The sequence below is a fragment of the Nevskia soli genome (genome assembly GCF_903970205.1).
In the GTDB taxonomy this organism is placed as follows: domain Bacteria; phylum Acidobacteriota; class Terriglobia; order Bryobacterales; family Bryobacteraceae; genus Bog-113.
In genome coordinates this window covers 1-14814 of record NZ_CAJCHS010000042.1, presented here as the reverse complement: position 1 = coordinate 14814, position 14814 = coordinate 1, and the positions used below count along the sequence as shown (strand labels likewise).

At 60.3% G+C, this 14814-nt stretch carries 14 protein-coding genes; 5 read left to right on the top strand and 9 right to left on the bottom strand.

Going from position 1 to position 14814, the window contains the following annotated elements; translation table 11 throughout:
• From H1Y01_RS02205 to H1Y01_RS02185, 5 genes are all read right to left on the bottom strand, one after another.
• Window positions 1-1202, bottom strand: a 1202-nt coding sequence (locus H1Y01_RS02205) for a YncE family protein (RefSeq protein ID WP_180538460.1), incomplete at its 3' end; no start/stop codon positions are given.
• 99 nt (window positions 1203-1301) lie between these two features.
• A complete protein-coding gene (locus H1Y01_RS02200; RefSeq protein WP_180538459.1) occupies window positions 1302-1523 on the bottom strand; it encodes a hypothetical protein in 222 nt (73 codons plus the stop codon).
• Between the two features lie 19 nt (window positions 1524-1542).
• Entirely contained in the window at window positions 1543-2778 is a 1236-nt protein-coding gene (dinB, locus tag H1Y01_RS02195) for a DNA polymerase IV (protein WP_180538458.1), read from the bottom strand.
• A gap of 10 nt (window positions 2779-2788) precedes the next feature.
• Entirely contained in the window at window positions 2789-5116 is a 2328-nt protein-coding gene (locus tag H1Y01_RS02190) for an alkaline phosphatase family protein (RefSeq protein ID WP_180538457.1), read from the bottom strand.
• Window positions 5117-5120: 4 nt separating this feature from the next.
• Complete coding sequence (locus tag H1Y01_RS02185) at window positions 5121-6797, bottom strand: hypothetical protein (protein ID WP_180538456.1); 1677 nt, start codon at window positions 6795-6797, stop codon at window positions 5121-5123.
• Between the two features lie 10 nt (window positions 6798-6807).
• Here H1Y01_RS02185 and H1Y01_RS02180 point away from each other — a divergent pair, with 10 nt between their 5' ends.
• Both H1Y01_RS02180 and H1Y01_RS02175 read left to right on the top strand, forming a co-directional pair.
• Window positions 6808-7491, top strand: a complete 684-nt coding sequence (locus tag H1Y01_RS02180; protein WP_180538455.1) for a class I SAM-dependent methyltransferase — start codon at window positions 6808-6810, stop codon at window positions 7489-7491.
• Between the two features lie 40 nt (window positions 7492-7531).
• Window positions 7532-7777: a type II toxin-antitoxin system Phd/YefM family antitoxin gene (locus H1Y01_RS02175; RefSeq protein ID WP_180538454.1), complete on the top strand. Its 246-nt coding sequence runs from the start codon at window positions 7532-7534 to the stop codon at window positions 7775-7777.
• 207 nt (window positions 7778-7984) lie between these two features.
• Here the strand turns inward: H1Y01_RS02175 and H1Y01_RS02170 are convergent, their stop codons facing one another.
• From H1Y01_RS02170 to H1Y01_RS02155, 4 genes are all read right to left on the bottom strand, one after another.
• Window positions 7985-9829 (bottom strand): response regulator, encoded by a 1845-nt coding sequence (locus tag H1Y01_RS02170; RefSeq protein WP_180538453.1) that lies wholly within the window; start codon window positions 9827-9829, stop codon window positions 7985-7987.
• 31 nt (window positions 9830-9860) lie between these two features.
• A complete protein-coding gene (locus H1Y01_RS02165) occupies window positions 9861-11594 on the bottom strand; it encodes an alpha/beta hydrolase-fold protein (RefSeq protein ID WP_180538452.1) in 1734 nt (577 codons plus the stop codon).
• 77 nt (window positions 11595-11671) lie between these two features.
• Window positions 11672-12064, bottom strand: a complete 393-nt coding sequence (locus H1Y01_RS02160; RefSeq protein ID WP_180538451.1) for a hypothetical protein — start codon at window positions 12062-12064, stop codon at window positions 11672-11674.
• Window positions 12065-12093: 29 nt separating this feature from the next.
• Complete coding sequence (locus H1Y01_RS02155) at window positions 12094-12498, bottom strand: OmpA family protein (RefSeq protein ID WP_180538450.1); 405 nt, start codon at window positions 12496-12498, stop codon at window positions 12094-12096.
• Between H1Y01_RS02155 and H1Y01_RS02150 the strand changes: the two genes are divergently transcribed.
• The 3 genes from H1Y01_RS02150 to H1Y01_RS02140 all read left to right on the top strand — a co-directional run.
• On the top strand, window positions 12497-12811 hold the full coding sequence (locus tag H1Y01_RS02150) for a hypothetical protein (RefSeq protein WP_180538449.1): 315 nt from the start codon (window positions 12497-12499) through the stop codon (window positions 12809-12811). The two genes, H1Y01_RS02155 and H1Y01_RS02150, sit on opposite strands and share 2 nt — an antisense overlap.
• A 27-nt stretch (window positions 12812-12838) precedes the next feature.
• Entirely contained in the window at window positions 12839-14203 is a 1365-nt protein-coding gene (locus H1Y01_RS02145; RefSeq protein ID WP_180538448.1) for a sensor histidine kinase, read from the top strand.
• A partial coding sequence (locus H1Y01_RS02140; RefSeq protein ID WP_180538447.1) for a response regulator occupies window positions 14200-14814 on the top strand: 615 nt, incomplete at its 3' end. The genes H1Y01_RS02145 and H1Y01_RS02140, both read left to right, overlap by 4 nt.

Sequence of the window (14814 nt, the reverse complement as noted above, 5' to 3'; positions counted from 1 at the left end):
AGGGCAACCCCCAAGGGCAGGAAATAGATCGTCCCCGGCGGCCCCGGACAAATCGCCCCTTGAAATCCGACCGAAATCAAGCTGGACACCACGCTGTTGCCTTCTTCAAGAACAGCGATCTGCGTCGAGTCCTCGTTCACGATCCACAGATCCCCGGCATCGCTGAACTCGCCCTGAACTCCTAATGTTGAGAGACTATTCAACGCTTGGAACGTTTGGGAACTGAGATCGAGAATCGATGCGCCCACGAGCAGTTTGGTTCCGTCGGGGGAGACTGCCATGTCCTCAAACGAATCGTCGGCTGTCAGCGCCAACGGCGCTGACAGGTTCAAGGACGGTGTGCTGATCGTCGTCACATAATCGCCTGTAGTCTCCACCCGGACCACCGCGTAAACCGCACCCGACGTGGGCGACGCCACCAGATTTTCGATTTGAGCTTCGTTTGGATCCGGGACGGCCACGCTGGTGAGTTCCTGGTAAGTGTTCGCGCTGTAGAGTGCCAGGATCGGAGCGTCGTCCTGGTTGCTGCCGCCAATCACCAGGTATTCACCATCCGACGTTGCGGCTACAGTTGTGGGGTAGAAGATATTGCTACTCGTGCCGACCGTTACGGTTTGCGACAGAGTCAGCGACGGTAAAGAAAAAATCGCGATGACGTCTGCCGCGGCCGTAGAGGTTGGCAAATATAGTTTCGTTCCATCCGGAGAAACCGCGAAACCCGCACTTTGGTTGCAGCATGGTTGCAGTCCGGCCAGGGACGGGTACTTTAGATCGATCGAGACAGCCTGGGTGGTCACATCGATCGCAAATAAATGCAGAGTGTACGTGTCTCCTCCGCCGCTCTGGTCGAGGTCCGAACCAATCACAAAAGCGGTCAGCCCGTCTTGGCTGAAGAAGGCCGCCGCAGGCGTTCCGGTGAGCGCAATAGACGGACTCAGAGCCCCGGTGGTTAGATTTACAAATCCAGCAAGGCTGCTCGAATCGGCCAGAAACAATGCTTGGCCGCCGCCGGGAGAAACAGCCAGGTATCGGACGCCGGGGATGGTAGGGTAAACGAGGGATTGCCGGCCCGTCGCGCTGTTGATGTGCGAAATACTAACGGCGCCTGATGTCAGCGATGCGAAGACGTGAGCGGCGGCCCGAACATCGCCGCATGCCGCCGTCGCTAAGATGACCGAAGCGCAAAGGGTGCGGATAGGCATACGGGACAGTATCACGAGAGCCGATCCGACCGGTAATTTTCTGCGATTTCAACTGGGTGTATCGGGTTTATCGGCGGCCAATAAGCTTTCAGCCGCCCTTTAGCAGCCGTGATCTTCCACGTGTTGGTTAAACGCCCCTAGGAAGCGCTCCTTTTCTCCAAGAGAATTTTCGAGCTCCTTATCGAGTGCCATCACGGTCTTCTGGTCCCCGCGTCCCAACGCCTCGCTCTGCTCATGAGCGATCTTGGCGAGCTTTAACAAGGTCGACTGTACCTTCTCCATCAGAAGCGCCTTCTCGATGCAAAAGTCTCCGGCCATCATCGACAAGGTATCAGAAGTGTCACGACGGCGGTTCGGGATCTCGGGCCTTATCCACCAGCGCCTCGTGCGTTCGTTCACGGAACTTGCCGCGCATTCCACCGGCCAGCGTCACGGCGTCATCGCCATAGCGGTCACGCAGCCGGTCCGCGGCTCGCATCGCATCCGTCCAGCGCAATTTCTTGTCGCCGTCCAGTAAGTCGAGTTGGCCGCCGGTCTTGCTGAATTGCGAAACGTGAACGCCGAGCAATCGGACCTTCGTACCCGGCCGCCAGTTCTCGCGAAACAGAGTCCGCGCCTCACGGCCGATCTCGATATCCAGATCCGTCGCAGCGGTGAGCGTACGCGCGCGAATGTAAGTTTCGAACGCCTGATTGCGCACCTTGATCTGCACCGTACGCGCCTGCAGGCCGTGCTCGCGCAAGCGGCGGCTCACCATCTCCGCCAGCTTCGATAGGGTCGCATGCAGCAAACCCTCGTCGTCGGTATCAATAGAAAACGTGTGCTCGTGCGAGATCGATTTCGGGTCCGACCGTTCGCCGATCGCTTCATCGAACCAGCCGCCCGCATCGAGGCCGCGCGATTTTCCGGCGAGCGCCAGGCCCGATTTACCGAATCGCTGTTCGAGCGTCTTATCGTCCAGCGCGGCAAGGTCGCCGACCTTGTGAATACCGATCTCGAGCAGCCGCTTCTCGGAAACCTTGCCGACCCCGGGAATCTTGCGGATATCGAGCGGGGCAAGGAACTGCGCTTCCAGACCGGGATAGATCCACAGCACGCCATTCGGCTTGGCCTGATCGGACGACACTTTAGCCACCAGGCGAGAGGCCGCAATGCCGATGGAGCAGTTCAATCCCGTTTCCGCGCGCACGGTTTCGTGCAACCGGTGCGCGGCTTTGAGCGGAGGACCGTGGAGCCGTTCGGTGCCCGTCATATCGAGGTACGCTTCATCGATCGAAGCCATTTGCACCAGCGGCGAGAAGCGGTCCAGAATCGCGCGGACGCGGTGCGAGTACTCGCGGTAGCGGTCGGGATGGCCTTCGATAAATATCGCGGACGGGCAAAGCTGATATGCCGTGCGCAGCGGCATCGCGGAATGCACGCCGAATTTGCGCGCCGCGTAGGATGCGGCCGACACCACGCCGCGTTCGTGCGACTTCCCGCCGACCACGACGGGTTTTCCCTTCAGCGCGGGGTCGAAAATCTCTTCCACCGACACGAAGAAGGCGTCCATGTCGACGTGGAAGATGATGCTCATAGCAGCGATTTCAGGGCGTCAACTCCATTATGGGCGCGCCGGGCAGGTTCGCGGCAGGAAGGTTCATCAATTTCAGAATCGTCGGGACGAAATCCAGCGAATCGTGCGGCGCGGTAACGGTAACGCCATGCGGGATACCGGTTTTCGCGCCGCCGGAGAACAGCAGCACCGAGTGGGTCGATTCGCGCAGGAACGATCCGTGATTGCCGCCCGAGTTGAAATTGCGCACATCGAAATTCCAGTGGTCCGAAGCAAAAACTTCGAGGTCCGGCGCGACCAGCTCGCGCCGCAGACGCGCCAGATCGAGCAGGCACTTGCGATCGGAATCGGGTAGCGACGCGGTCCATTTCGGCGACTCGACCTGGGGCGCGCGAAACAGCTCCGTCAGCCCGATCAGGCCATTCGAGTATTGCGTCAGATGCAGGGCATCGAGCCACTCGCGATCGCTGTGCCACTCGCTGAGCCATTGCGCGTCACCCGAGGGCAGCCGCAGATTGGGGTCCTCAACGATGTGGAGGGGCAGGCCTGGCTTCAGCGGAGCAGGCTCGAAACTCACCGTGCCATCCGGCCGGCCGCTGAGGTTAGCGACCGGCAAGTATTGGATCTCGAAACGATCGCCGTTCTGGCGCGACAGCACCATCGCTTGCCGGTCCGGCGCGGCACAAAGCCAGATGGCTCCGGTCAGCCCGGTCCCAAACGCAGCCGGGTCGACCGGAACCGCGGTGAAATCGACGGGCTCATTGCCAATGCCGCTCTGTACCTGATTCCGCACGCGAATGGCGCGCAATGCGGCAAAGTAGTCGACCCGTTGAAAGCTGCGGTCCATGTCGATGCGGCCCTCGGGCGTCAGCACGATGCCCTGCTCGGCCGGGCCGACCACGTAGTGCTGCAGATCCCACACGCTATTGGCCGGTCCAAGCGACTCTTTGGGAACCAATGCGTCCGAAGCATTGCGCGGCATCGCGAGGAAGCGGTCCACGGCTGCGACATATTCGTGGTAGTCGTGAGCTTCCGTGCGCTCGGCCGCGGCGCGTACCGCAACCCGTCGCACTTCCAGGTCTTTTGAGGTGCGGCCTTCTTCCGAAGGGATATTTCGCTCAAGTACAGATACGTCGGAGAGCAGTCCGGCGCGGCGCGGCGCCCAGCGAGCCCGTTCGGCTTCGGCCCAGCGCGCCAGTTCCGCGCGGCAAGCCGCTTTCACATTTCGAGGGGTCGCGGAACGATTCGCCTGCTGCAGCAGAATCTGCGCTACGTTCCACGCGTTCGATCGTAACTGAATGGCGGCGCGCTCGTTGCCATCCAGATCCAGCACCACGGTCGGGTAGTGCGTGTCCGATTGCAGATACAGCGATTCGGCGCTGGGATTAAGAACCTTGTGTACAAACGGATCGAGCCCGCTGAGCTTATAGCCTTCAAGGGGGTGACGGTCCGTGATCACATGCTGTCCGCCGCCCGCCGCGCCGTTGAACCAATGCACCAGGCTGTATCCCTGACTCATCACCGCCGGGGTCGTGTTCATGCCGTGGTCGGAAACAGTGACGAACAGAGTTTCAGGGCCGTCGGGAGCCGCGTGCGCGGCGTTCCAGATGCGGCCAACGGCCGCATCGAGCGCCTGCATCGCCCGAAGCTGGCTGTCCGGATCGTTGGTCAAGTGCGCGGTGTGGTCCCAGTCGCCCGAGAAGAAATCGAGATAGAGCACCGGGTCGTCGTTCAGCGCGTCAATTAACTCGCGCTCCAGCTCCTGGCCGATGGAGGCCTCGAGCTCCAGACCGGTTTGCCATTCATCGAACCATTGCTTGGGCGAGCGGCCCTCGAAGTGATGCGGCACGCTCTCACGCAGGATGCTCCATTGATTGCCGCGCTGATACAACTGGAAGCTTTGCCAGCGCTGCAACGGCGCGAATCGATCGATCAGGAGCGGAATTCCGTCTTCGTCCAGAACCTCCACGCCGGGCATATCCACCTGCTTCTTCTCGCCGTAGTTGAAGTAAAAGGGAAAGAAGTTCAGGTAATCGTAGGGAAAAAGCGTCCAGCGGTCGTATTCCACATTGCCGTGAATCACCTGGTGATGACCGGTATCGAGCAGCGACCACGAGGGCGCGGATAAGCTGATGCCCCGCACGTAGAAGTTCTCGACGCGCGTGCCCTGCTGCACGAAGATCTCATTCATCCAGGGCAGCACGCTGCGGCCCGTACGGGGATCGGTTCGCGCCAGCCAGCGATCGAGCGAGCCGGCGTTGACGCCATCGAACTTGAAGATAACCACACGTTTGACGGCGCCTTCGCAGCCGAAGACCGCGAGAGCGACAAGCACGGCGATGCGGCAAATAGCGAACAAAAGGCTATTGCCCAACGCTGGCGATCGTTTGTCCGGCTGCGGCGGGCAACGTTGGCGAACTGCGATCCGGCGAGTGGGACGTCCGGTAACGATCCAGCGCCTGCAACGTGTCCGGCGTAGCGGCACGGACGGGCCGGTAAAGTCCCAGGCTGCCGATTTCGAGCGTCTTGATCCACGCGCGCCGGCCGGGAGTATGCGTCTCGTCGAAGTACTCCGCCGCGCGCTCATGATCTAACATTTTGCTCAAGCCATCCGGCGACTGAACCCATTTCAGCAGCGCGGAATACTGGGCGTCAGCTAGCGCCGCTTCGCCGCCCGCATCCTGCTCGAACGGGTTCAGAGCGACGCCGTCGAGTTTCGCTTCCAGCATCCGCCGGAATTTCGGGTCGATGTTCGTGCCCGTCTCTATCAGGATCTGCCGCAGCCGCGCATAGGCGTTCATGCGCTCCACGCGGTTCAAAGCCGCCCCCTGCCGGTCGCGAACGAACATATAGGTGTTGCGCGCCGTAAACCAGCTCAGGCTGGAATAAGGAGTGATGCCGAAAATGCCGGTGGTGATCTGATCGGCCGCGCGGCGCACCACTTCGCGGCGCCGTGCCCGGTCGCTATGGAAATCCATCAGTAACAAAGGAACGCGAGGATAATCCAGCGCGTAGAGAGCGAGCGGAATCATGCGCACCGGTTGCGCGCCGGGGGCGCCTGCGTCGACGCGAACGCCGTTCGGGTCCAGAAACCATTGCGCGGTGTAGCCGTCCCAATGTGCCATTTGAGGATCGCCGAACGGATTGGAAATTCCCAGATAGCGCGCATCGAAAGTGCGCGGCGCAACGGTCTTCGGGGTGTCCGCAAACCAGACGACGGCCTCGCGCGGAGCGCCCGGCTCCTCGATCAACGGCTCGATATACAGCCCATTTTCCTCGGCGCACTGGCGGAGGAAATCCCAGTTGGAGCCGCGCGTTTCGGCGGACCCGGTCTCCTCGGCGACGGCTACCTGTTCCGCGCGCTCATCCCCGACGTAACCGCCCAGCAGGCGCTCCGAAAGCCATAGACGGCCGCGAACTTCATCCCAATTTTCATCACGCAGTTCCGCGGGAAGAACGTCCGGCTTCGCCCCGCTGTCCACGATTTCGAGCGAGCGGGCCAGGTTCATGTCGCGGTAATCGCCGGTGTTGCCCCGATACGCGCGGGTGGGCGCCCGCACCAGGATTCCGTACGTATCGAACACATCCATCTGGGCGAGTTGTTCGGCGACCCGGGCCGGGGTACCTTTGGCAGGCGCGGAGAGATCGAATAGCGGCTTCGGCGGCTTGGCGGACGCAGGGTTGGCTTTATCCCAACTGGCGCGATGATAGAAAAACGGGATAGCGGCCGCTATCCGCTGAAGCGCGCCGGGGCGCGGGTAAGAATACGTCCATACCTGGCGAAAACGGTGCGCGCCGGTCGCAGGATCGCCCAGAGTATCGCGCAAAATGGTTAATTGGGGCACGCCGTTGCGGAAGAACGTGATGAGGTCCGCGCCATCCGGGGCGGGAACGATTTCGACGCGAGTGTCCGCCGCGCGGAGGGGTGCCGGCAGCGCAACGGCCGTATCGGCTGCCGCCGTGATCGGCGCGTTTGCCAGGCTTAGTACGGTAAGGGTGATGAGTAGGTTGCGCACGAGACCCGCTGTTCGTTTTTGCATAACACGTTAATTGCCGTTTCCGAACGCTTTACATGCGCACCCGTCGCAAGAATTTCAGACCACCCGCTATGGACGGGTCGCCGCGATCTGGGACGCGTTGGAACGGCTCAGTTTGCAGCCGCTTTCCAGGGTCCGCAACGCGTTTGTCGATCGCCTGCCTTCGCGTCCCCGCAATCCGCTGATCGCCGGTTGCGGCACCGGCCAGTTCGCACTCTCCCTGATTCGCGGGCAAAATCCGCCCCGCATTACATTGAACGATCTCGCGCCTGAAATGGTTGCAAGGGCAGCACGGCGCGTCCGCGATAGCGGATGGACTGGTACCGTGATCGCGTCGACGGAAGACATGACGGATCTGCGGCCCGCGGAACCCTATGATTTCATTGCGCTGCAGTTTGTCCTAACGTGTTTCCCCCAGCAGTCGCGCGCCCGGCTGATCGAGCGCATGCGGAGCTGCGCCTCGCCGGACGCGATCTGGCTGATCGGCGACTATTCCCGGCCGCAACATGCGGCGCTTCTGCCGGTTTTCCACGTGCTTTTCTTCGCGGCGGTGGTTCTGTTCTGGTTGCTGGGAGCCAATTCGTTCGAACGGGCCGGCGATACAGAGAAGGCGATCCTGGCCGGCGGGCTGGAGATTATCGATCGGTACCGGGTTGCGGGAGGACTTTATACCGCTTGGCTGGCGCGATTTCCGTGATCGGCAAAGGCCCCTCACCGTAACCTGGATTTGAGGGAATATGGAGTCTGTCGATGTTCTTGACGCCGAAAAACGTCTTGAGGAATTGGTGGATCGAGTAGAAAAAGGCGAGTCGGTCACGATTACCCGGGAGGGCGTCGCTGTGGCGGATCTGGTTCCCGCACCCGTTGTGCAGAGTCGCGATCGCGCGGAAGTCATTCAGGAGTTGCTGGAGTTCGGCCAAGGCCGACGGCTAGAAGGTTCGAGCATCCGCGAAATGATCGACGACGGTCGGCGGTCTGATTGAGCTGGTCATCGAAACGTGCCTTCTGTACTTGATCTGGGCCAAGAGTTCCCTCAGCGGGACGAGGACGAAATTGTCTTCGGCCAAAGCCGCTAGTGCTATACGCGGAACGTCAACGGCGCCTGAGCGTAGGAAGCGTCGTCCGTAATCGGCGTCACCACCGCGCAGGCATCCCGAACCGCTGACGGAATTACCGCTGTTCGTCTGATCTCAAGCCGTCTTCTTCGCGTCCAGCGTTTCCCGCACGCTCTTCAGCAAAACCTCCGGCGTAAACGGCTTTTCCAGAAAAGGCCGCGTGTTTTCGTACTCCCCGTCCACGCTCGCATCGCGAAATCCCGACATGAACAGGATTTTCTTTGCCGGGTCCAGCTTCTCAATCGCCGCGGCAAGCTGATATCCGTTCATCTGCGGCATCACGATATCGGTGAGCACTAAATCGATCTGCGACGGGTTCTTATGGAACATGTCGAGGGCTTGCTTGCCGTCCTCCGCTTCAATGACGCGATAGCCGCTGGTCGCCAAAACCGCATGAACCAACTTCCGCACCGCCTCCTCGTCCTCAGCCATCAGGATGGTCTCCGTCCCGCGTCGATGGCGGGACCCGCGAGCCGGGGTGACAACCGCTTCTTTGGCGCGCGGGAAGTAGATTTCGATGATGGTTCCGGCGCCCGGCTGGCTGTACACGCTGATGTTGCCGCCCTGCTGTTTCACGATCGCGTAGACGATCGATAAGCCCAGGCCCGCGCTCTGAACTTGCGTCTTGGTCGTGAAGAACGGCTCGAACAGGCGCGACCGTGTCTCGGCCGACATCCCGACGCCGTTATCGGTGATCACCAGAAGCACGTATTGGCCGGGGGGAAGGTCCGGCAAACGGCCCGGTGCGTCCGGAGCCGCATCGAAATCGTACGTCTCGATAATCAGTTTGCCGCCATTCGGCATGGCTTCGCTGCCGTTGACAGCCAAGTTGAGCAGAACCGACTCGATCTGGCCGGGGTCTGTCCGGATGCGGCCCGAACGCGCGCGCGGCAGCAGCACCAAATCGACGTTCGGCGCGACGGCACGGGCCAGTTTCGGCTGCAGGGCGGTGATCAGCGCGTTCAGATCATGAATCTCCGCCGGGATCGAGTGATTCTTGCCAAACACCAGAAGGCGGCGCGTCAGAGCGGCGGCGCGCCCCGCGGCCACCAGAATCTCTTCCGCGAAACGCCGCAACGGATTTGAGGCCGCCATTTCCGTGGTGAGCAGTTCGCCGAAGCCGGTGATTACCGTCAGCAGATTATTGAACTCGCCCGCGAGTCCGCCGGCCAGCCTCGCGATCGCGTCCATCTTTTGCGTCTGGGTGAGCTGATCGAGCATCTGGCGGCGCTGCGTGGTGTTGCGGAGAACGATGATCGCCCCGTTGATTCGGCCGGTTCGCGTCCGAAGCAGCGCGGCGCTCTCCTCCACCGAATATTCGGTGCCGTCTTTCGACGTAAGCAACGTCTGGCTGGTTTGCGGGACGGCGGCGCCGGAAAGAATCTCCGAAATCAGCGCCGAGCGGTCGGCTCCCGTGGCCTCGTCACGCAGCCGGAAAACGCTCTCGAAGCGGCGCTTCGACGATTCTTCCCTGGTGATCCCGGCCAGGTCCTGCGCGGCTGCGTTGATGTAGAGAATGGCGCCGTGCCGGTCCGTCACCACCAGCGCGTCTCGCATGCCTTGCAGGATGGATTCCTGCAGATCGCGGCTGCCCCGCCAAGCCGAAGTCAGCCACGTCACGAGCAAACTAACACTTACGAAGATAATGAGTCCGGCGAGATCTTTCGCACTGATCGGACTCCAGTGATAGCGCGGATCGACTAAAAAATAGTCCGACAGAATGGCGCCCGCGAGGGTGGCTTCGACCCCGGCTATCCAGCCGAACAACCAGGTGCAAAGCACCGCCGCGGCCAGGAGAGGGAGGTAATAGCCGGGCTGCAACACAGCCGCAACCACGACCGACAATACAATCGCCGCAGCCGTTATGCCTTGAACGGTAGCGTGCTGCGCTACCGGATGCCATGTGGAAGGATGGCTCATAGAGGTTTCGCCAAAACCCTGAAAACACCCTCTAATATCGCCAGCTCGTCGTATCTGCCCCCGCCGGTGCTGTCGCCGCGATCCGTTCCATGATTTTAGGCAGATACATGGTGTTGTAGTGCAGCCGCGAGTAAGCGTTCGGCAGCGTGGGATCGCCGTTCCAGCAGTGTTCCGCGCGGGGACCGTATTGCACTTCCCCGTCATAAGGAACACTGCCCGGCGCCGTGCCCGTCGTCTTCAGAAAGTCTTCCAAAAGGTAGACCGCGTCATTCAGGAAGTAAGTGTCGTCGCTTCCGACGTAGATATGCAGCTTCCCCTGCAACTTCGGCCCGATGGCCGGCCACTCCCGCTCCAACTTCGCGCGTAAGTCGAAATGGTCCAGCCAGTAGTTAGCGACTTGATGGTCGATCACGCCGGTTGTCTTATCGAAGATCGATTGCGGATAGCCATCCGCTCCCACGGGGCCATATACGGCCTGCCAGATGTCGTATTGTTCACCCGACCGCCCGTGATCCCCGAGCGCGGCCTCATAAGCTAAGTTGTCCCGCACCGTAATCAGAGTATGTCCCAGATAGTCCCGCATCGCCGGCTGCTCCACTTGTTTGTTGGCGCCCTGAAGGTAGAACGCGTTGTCTTGTTTGTATAAGTCGATGTTGCCATAGGCCCGGAAATCGACCGGGTCCGGGCAAGCCACGAACGCTCCGTTGTAGTGATCCGGATAGAACACCTGGGCCGCCAGCGATTCCCATCCGCCGGTCGATCCTCCATAAAGAAACCGCGCCCAGCCTTGCCCGATTGCACGAAACTGCTTTTCAATCGCAGGGATCAATTCCGTTTCGATGGCGTCTCCGTAGGGTCCGAGATTCGCGGAGTTCACTGCGTAAGAATCGTCGTAAAAGGGATTGGCGTGTTGTAGCTTGGCCACCAGAATCCGCGGAAACCCGGGGCTGATCCATTGCTCGTAAGTCTTGTAAGCCTCCTGCTGCTGGATGCGGTTGTACCCGGCCAGGTGAAACCGTTCCGAGTAATTGGGCTTTAAGTTCGGATCGGGAGGAGTCGTCCGAAAATCATCGAATCCCGATACGAAATGGTCATGAAAGATCGCCAGCGGATAGCGGGCATTCGGGTGAGTATCGAAGCCTTCCGGGACTAACACGACCGCACTAAGATACACCGGCCGGCCCCAGAACTTACTGAGCAGGGCGCTCTTGATTTTCAGGTGGCGTACATATGGAGTATCCGGCTCGTCGGGGATCGGTGGGATAACCCGGTCCAGCAAGATCGCGACCTTACTACCCGGACCCACGTGTACTTTACGCGGGCTACAAAACAGATTGCCGGGCGCAAGGTTCCAATGCTGCCCTTCGCCGCGGTCCGGCGCCAGCTTAATCGTCTTGCCATCGGACCGGTGAAACGTCTCATAGACGTTGAGTACGGCTTGGACCGTGTAGTCTCCGGCGGGAACGTCTTTCAAGCTGCGGATCGGATACCCGGCAGCCGCGTCGTCAACCGTGACCGCCTCGCCGGGCTTCAGCCCGTCGACCGTTACGCCGAATACCATCTGAGACCGCGGGCTATCGTCGATCTGCATGCGCGGTTCTTCCGAGTCATTGTTGGAGAGCAGCAGCAGCACGCGCCCGTCAAGCGGCTTCGCCGAGCGCTCGACTGGAAAGCTCACGGAGAAGCGGGGTGAACCGGTCTGACTTAGGCCGTGAGTGGCGGCTGAGGCGAGTATCAGGAGAACAAGAGCGAGTTGATTCCGCATTGACGGAGTATACTGCCCTCCGCATATGGGTTTCGACCAGGGTTTCGGACCAGGGTTTCGACCAGGCGCCGCCCGCTTTACTTCTTCACGTACATGATCTGGTCCTGCTTGCCCGGCGGATTGATGGGATCCACTTCGAGCTGCATCTGATTGCCGCCGTCCGCAAACGCGAATCGCCGCTTCACGACAGCGTCATGATGCGTCCGCAACTCGACCAGCACCGGGCCGTTGAACCACAGCGAGACTTTCTCGCCGTGGCCCACGTCGCAATCTTGTCCTCCGAGCTTACATGTGTATTCGGATTTGACGTTGGTTCCGTCCATCTCCTGGAGGTGAATCTGGTCTCCCGTGCGCTGGATCACGAAGGAGTCGGCCGGCTTGGATTGCGATTGCCAGGTTCCGGTCACCGCGGGATCATTGGCCATCGCCATCGTTACGGTTGCCGCCGCGATAAAAAGTAAACGGTACATTTTCATCCTCCTCATCACCTAAGTCACTCTTACCCCGCCGCTCCCGTATCGGGCTCCTGCGTGATATGAGCTCGCCGGTTCTTCTGCCAGCATGTCTCGGTATCTTCCGTACAGACAGGGCGCTCTTTTCCGTAACTAACGGTCTGCAGCTGATTGGCGGGAAGACCCAGATCCACCAGATACGCTTTAGCTTCTTTGGCGCGCCGGTCCCCTAGCGCCAGGTTGTAGGATTCCGATCCGCGGTCGTCGCAGTATCCTTCCACAATCAGATGGAACTTCGGATATTGCTGGATGATCTCGGTCAGAGTATGGGCATCCGATTTCAGCGCCGCCAGCGCGTCCGGCCGTAAGTTATCGCGGTTGTAATCGAAATAGACATCCTCGATCCGATTCAGCAGCGCCTGAATCCGCGCCCTGGTATCTGTGTCCGGCATGTCCGAAGTCGTTCGGTTTGACGCTACGGTAGGCGAAGGTGTCGTCGCCGGCGTGCGGTTGACAGGCGCCGGCCTGGCCGCTGCCACGGGAGCCGGTGGACTGGGCGGGGTCACCTTCGCAACATTCTTCGCGCAACCCGCGGTAAGCAACATGAGCGCGAGCCCACTTGAGCAGGCAACGATCGCATTCTTCATTTCGCAATTACTCCTTTTCAGGGTTTTAGACCATCTGAACTACTTCTACACGAGCACGCGGCAAAAGAAAATCACGTCTATCCGGTATTTTTTCCGGCCTCGGGTAATCCTATGCTAAATACAGGCCCTGGGCTGGGCGTCAGCGATGCAACGGAAACCCATCTTCGTTCTACTCTACGGATTCGGCGGCCTGCTTCTCTTGATTGGTGCGTCGGGCGCAACCGGGATGGTTCTGCTTCACAACCTGCGAACCAGCGATGCCGCGCTCCGTCAACATTTCTTTGAGCGGAATCATACTCTGGAGCGCATCCGGTCGGCGATTTATCTGTCGGGAACCTATGCGCGCGATTCTCTACTGGCCCCTGAGCCGTCGGGCGCTCATGCCCAGATCGCCGCGCTCGATAGCGCGCGTCGTGATGCGGAATCGGCGATCGAACAGTATTCGCGATCTCTCGAGCCGGAAGAGGTTGCCCCTTTCAAGTCTCTCCGGAAACAGATCGAGAGTTACTGGAACGTACTTAGCGGTACTTTTTCGTGGACGGCGGATCAACGCGCGGAGTACCGCTACGAATTCTTCTATAACGAGCTGATTCCCCGCCGGACCGCGATGCTGCAGATCGCGGACCAGATCGCCCAGCTAAACGATCGCGTGCTGCAACGCGGTAACGATCAACTGAACTTACTGTCCGGGCGCCTCCAGCTCGGGCTGGTCCTTAGCATCGTGCTTGCGCTGATCGGCGGAATCGCGCTCGCCGCTTTCACGAGTTTCGAGATCCTTCGTCTGCAAGAGCAAGGCCGGCAACAGCTGGAAGAAACCGTGCTCGCGAGGGCGGGTCTGCGGGAGTTATCCGCCAAGTTAATCCGCGCTCAGGAGGATGAGCGCCGTTCGATTGCGCGCGAGTTGCACGACGAAGCCGGGCAATCGTTCTCGGCCATTCTGTTGGAATCCGAGAACCTGCTCGATATCGGTTCGGGATTGGCCGGTGAGCGCGAGCTTCGCGCGCGTCTGGAGTCGATTCGCGAGCTGGCGCGCCGCGGCGTGGGGGCCACGCGCGACTTGGCGCTGCTCCTCCGCCCGTCGATGTTGGACGATTTCGGATTACTTCCCGCCCTTAACTGGCAAGCGCGCGAGACTTCCCGCCGCACCGGTATGCGGGTTACTGTCATCGCGGAAGATCTGCAGGAGAATCTTCCGGAAGAGCATAAGACCTGTATCTATCGGATAACTCAGGAAGCACTTACTAACTGCGCGCGCCACGCGCATGCCAGCCGTGTTCAGATCGCCGTCACTCACGATTCCGGTCGAGTACTCATTAGCATCCAGGATGACGGCGCGGGTTTCGACTCAAAACGCACGCGCGGACTTGGTCTGCTCGGTATCGCGGAGCGCATCGGTAATCTCGGAGGCATCTTCGAAGTCGAATCGCAGGTGGGACGCGGAACGCTACTCAAAGCTGAACTGCCGCTGCCGAGTTTCGAGAGGACGCCGCAAGCGGCAGCGGCCCTATGAAGACGATTCGCATCCTCCTGGCGGACGATCACAATATTCTGCGCGACGGCTTGCGTGTGCTGCTGGAACGCCAGCCCGGATTCGAGGTAGTTGCCGAGGCTAGCGACGGAAGAGAGGCGGTGGTTCTGGCTGAACAGCACCGCCCCGATGTTGCGGTGATCGATATCGCCATGCCAGGCCTGAACGGCATCGAAGCCACCCGTAGGATCTGCGGCTTGCCGTTCCACATTGCCGTAATCATCCTCAGCATGCACTCCGACGACAGTTATATCCTTCGCTCGCTGAAAGCCGGCGCCCGCGCGTATCTGCTAAAAGACTCCGCTAAGGCCGATCTGATAGCCGCGATCCGCGCGGTCGTCGAGGGAAATCCGTTCTTCAGTCCCCGCGTTACTCAGGTCCTCCAGGATAGCCAGCAAGTGATCGAGGACGATAAGGAAGATAGTTATGAGCTGCTAACCGGCCGCGAGCGGGAGATCCTCCAGTTAGTCGCCGAAGGCAAGTCCAACAAGGAAATAGCGAGCCAGCTGAACTTGAGCACTTACACGGTAGATACGCACCGCTCGCATGTGCTTCGCAAGCTGAACCTGCATAGCGTTCCGGAAGTTATCCTT

Excerpts from the sequence above, each read along its gene's own strand:
- dinB (WP_180538458.1), bottom strand. The coding sequence starts at position 2,778 with ATGAGCATCATCTTCCACGTCGACATGGACGCCTTCTTCGTGTCGGTG.
- H1Y01_RS02160 (WP_180538451.1), bottom strand. The coding sequence starts at position 12,064 with ATGTACCGTTTACTTTTTATCGCGGCGGCAACCGTAACGATGGCGATG.
- H1Y01_RS02145 (WP_180538448.1), top strand. The coding sequence starts at position 12,839 with ATGCAACGGAAACCCATCTTCGTTCTACTCTACGGATTCGGCGGCCTG.
- H1Y01_RS02185 (WP_180538456.1), bottom strand. The coding sequence starts at position 6,797 with ATGCAAAAACGAACAGCGGGTCTCGTGCGCAACCTACTCATCACCCTT.
- H1Y01_RS02200 (WP_180538459.1), bottom strand. The coding sequence starts at position 1,523 with ATGATGGCCGGAGACTTTTGCATCGAGAAGGCGCTTCTGATGGAGAAG.
- H1Y01_RS02155 (WP_180538450.1), bottom strand. The coding sequence starts at position 12,498 with ATGCCGGACACAGATACCAGGGCGCGGATTCAGGCGCTGCTGAATCGG.
- H1Y01_RS02165 (WP_180538452.1), bottom strand. The coding sequence starts at position 11,594 with ATGCGGAATCAACTCGCTCTTGTTCTCCTGATACTCGCCTCAGCCGCC.
- H1Y01_RS02170 (WP_180538453.1), bottom strand. The coding sequence starts at position 9,829 with ATGAGCCATCCTTCCACATGGCATCCGGTAGCGCAGCACGCTACCGTT.
- H1Y01_RS02175 (WP_180538454.1), top strand. The coding sequence starts at position 7,532 with ATGGAGTCTGTCGATGTTCTTGACGCCGAAAAACGTCTTGAGGAATTG.
- H1Y01_RS02150 (WP_180538449.1), top strand. The coding sequence starts at position 12,497 with ATGTCCGAAGTCGTTCGGTTTGACGCTACGGTAGGCGAAGGTGTCGTC.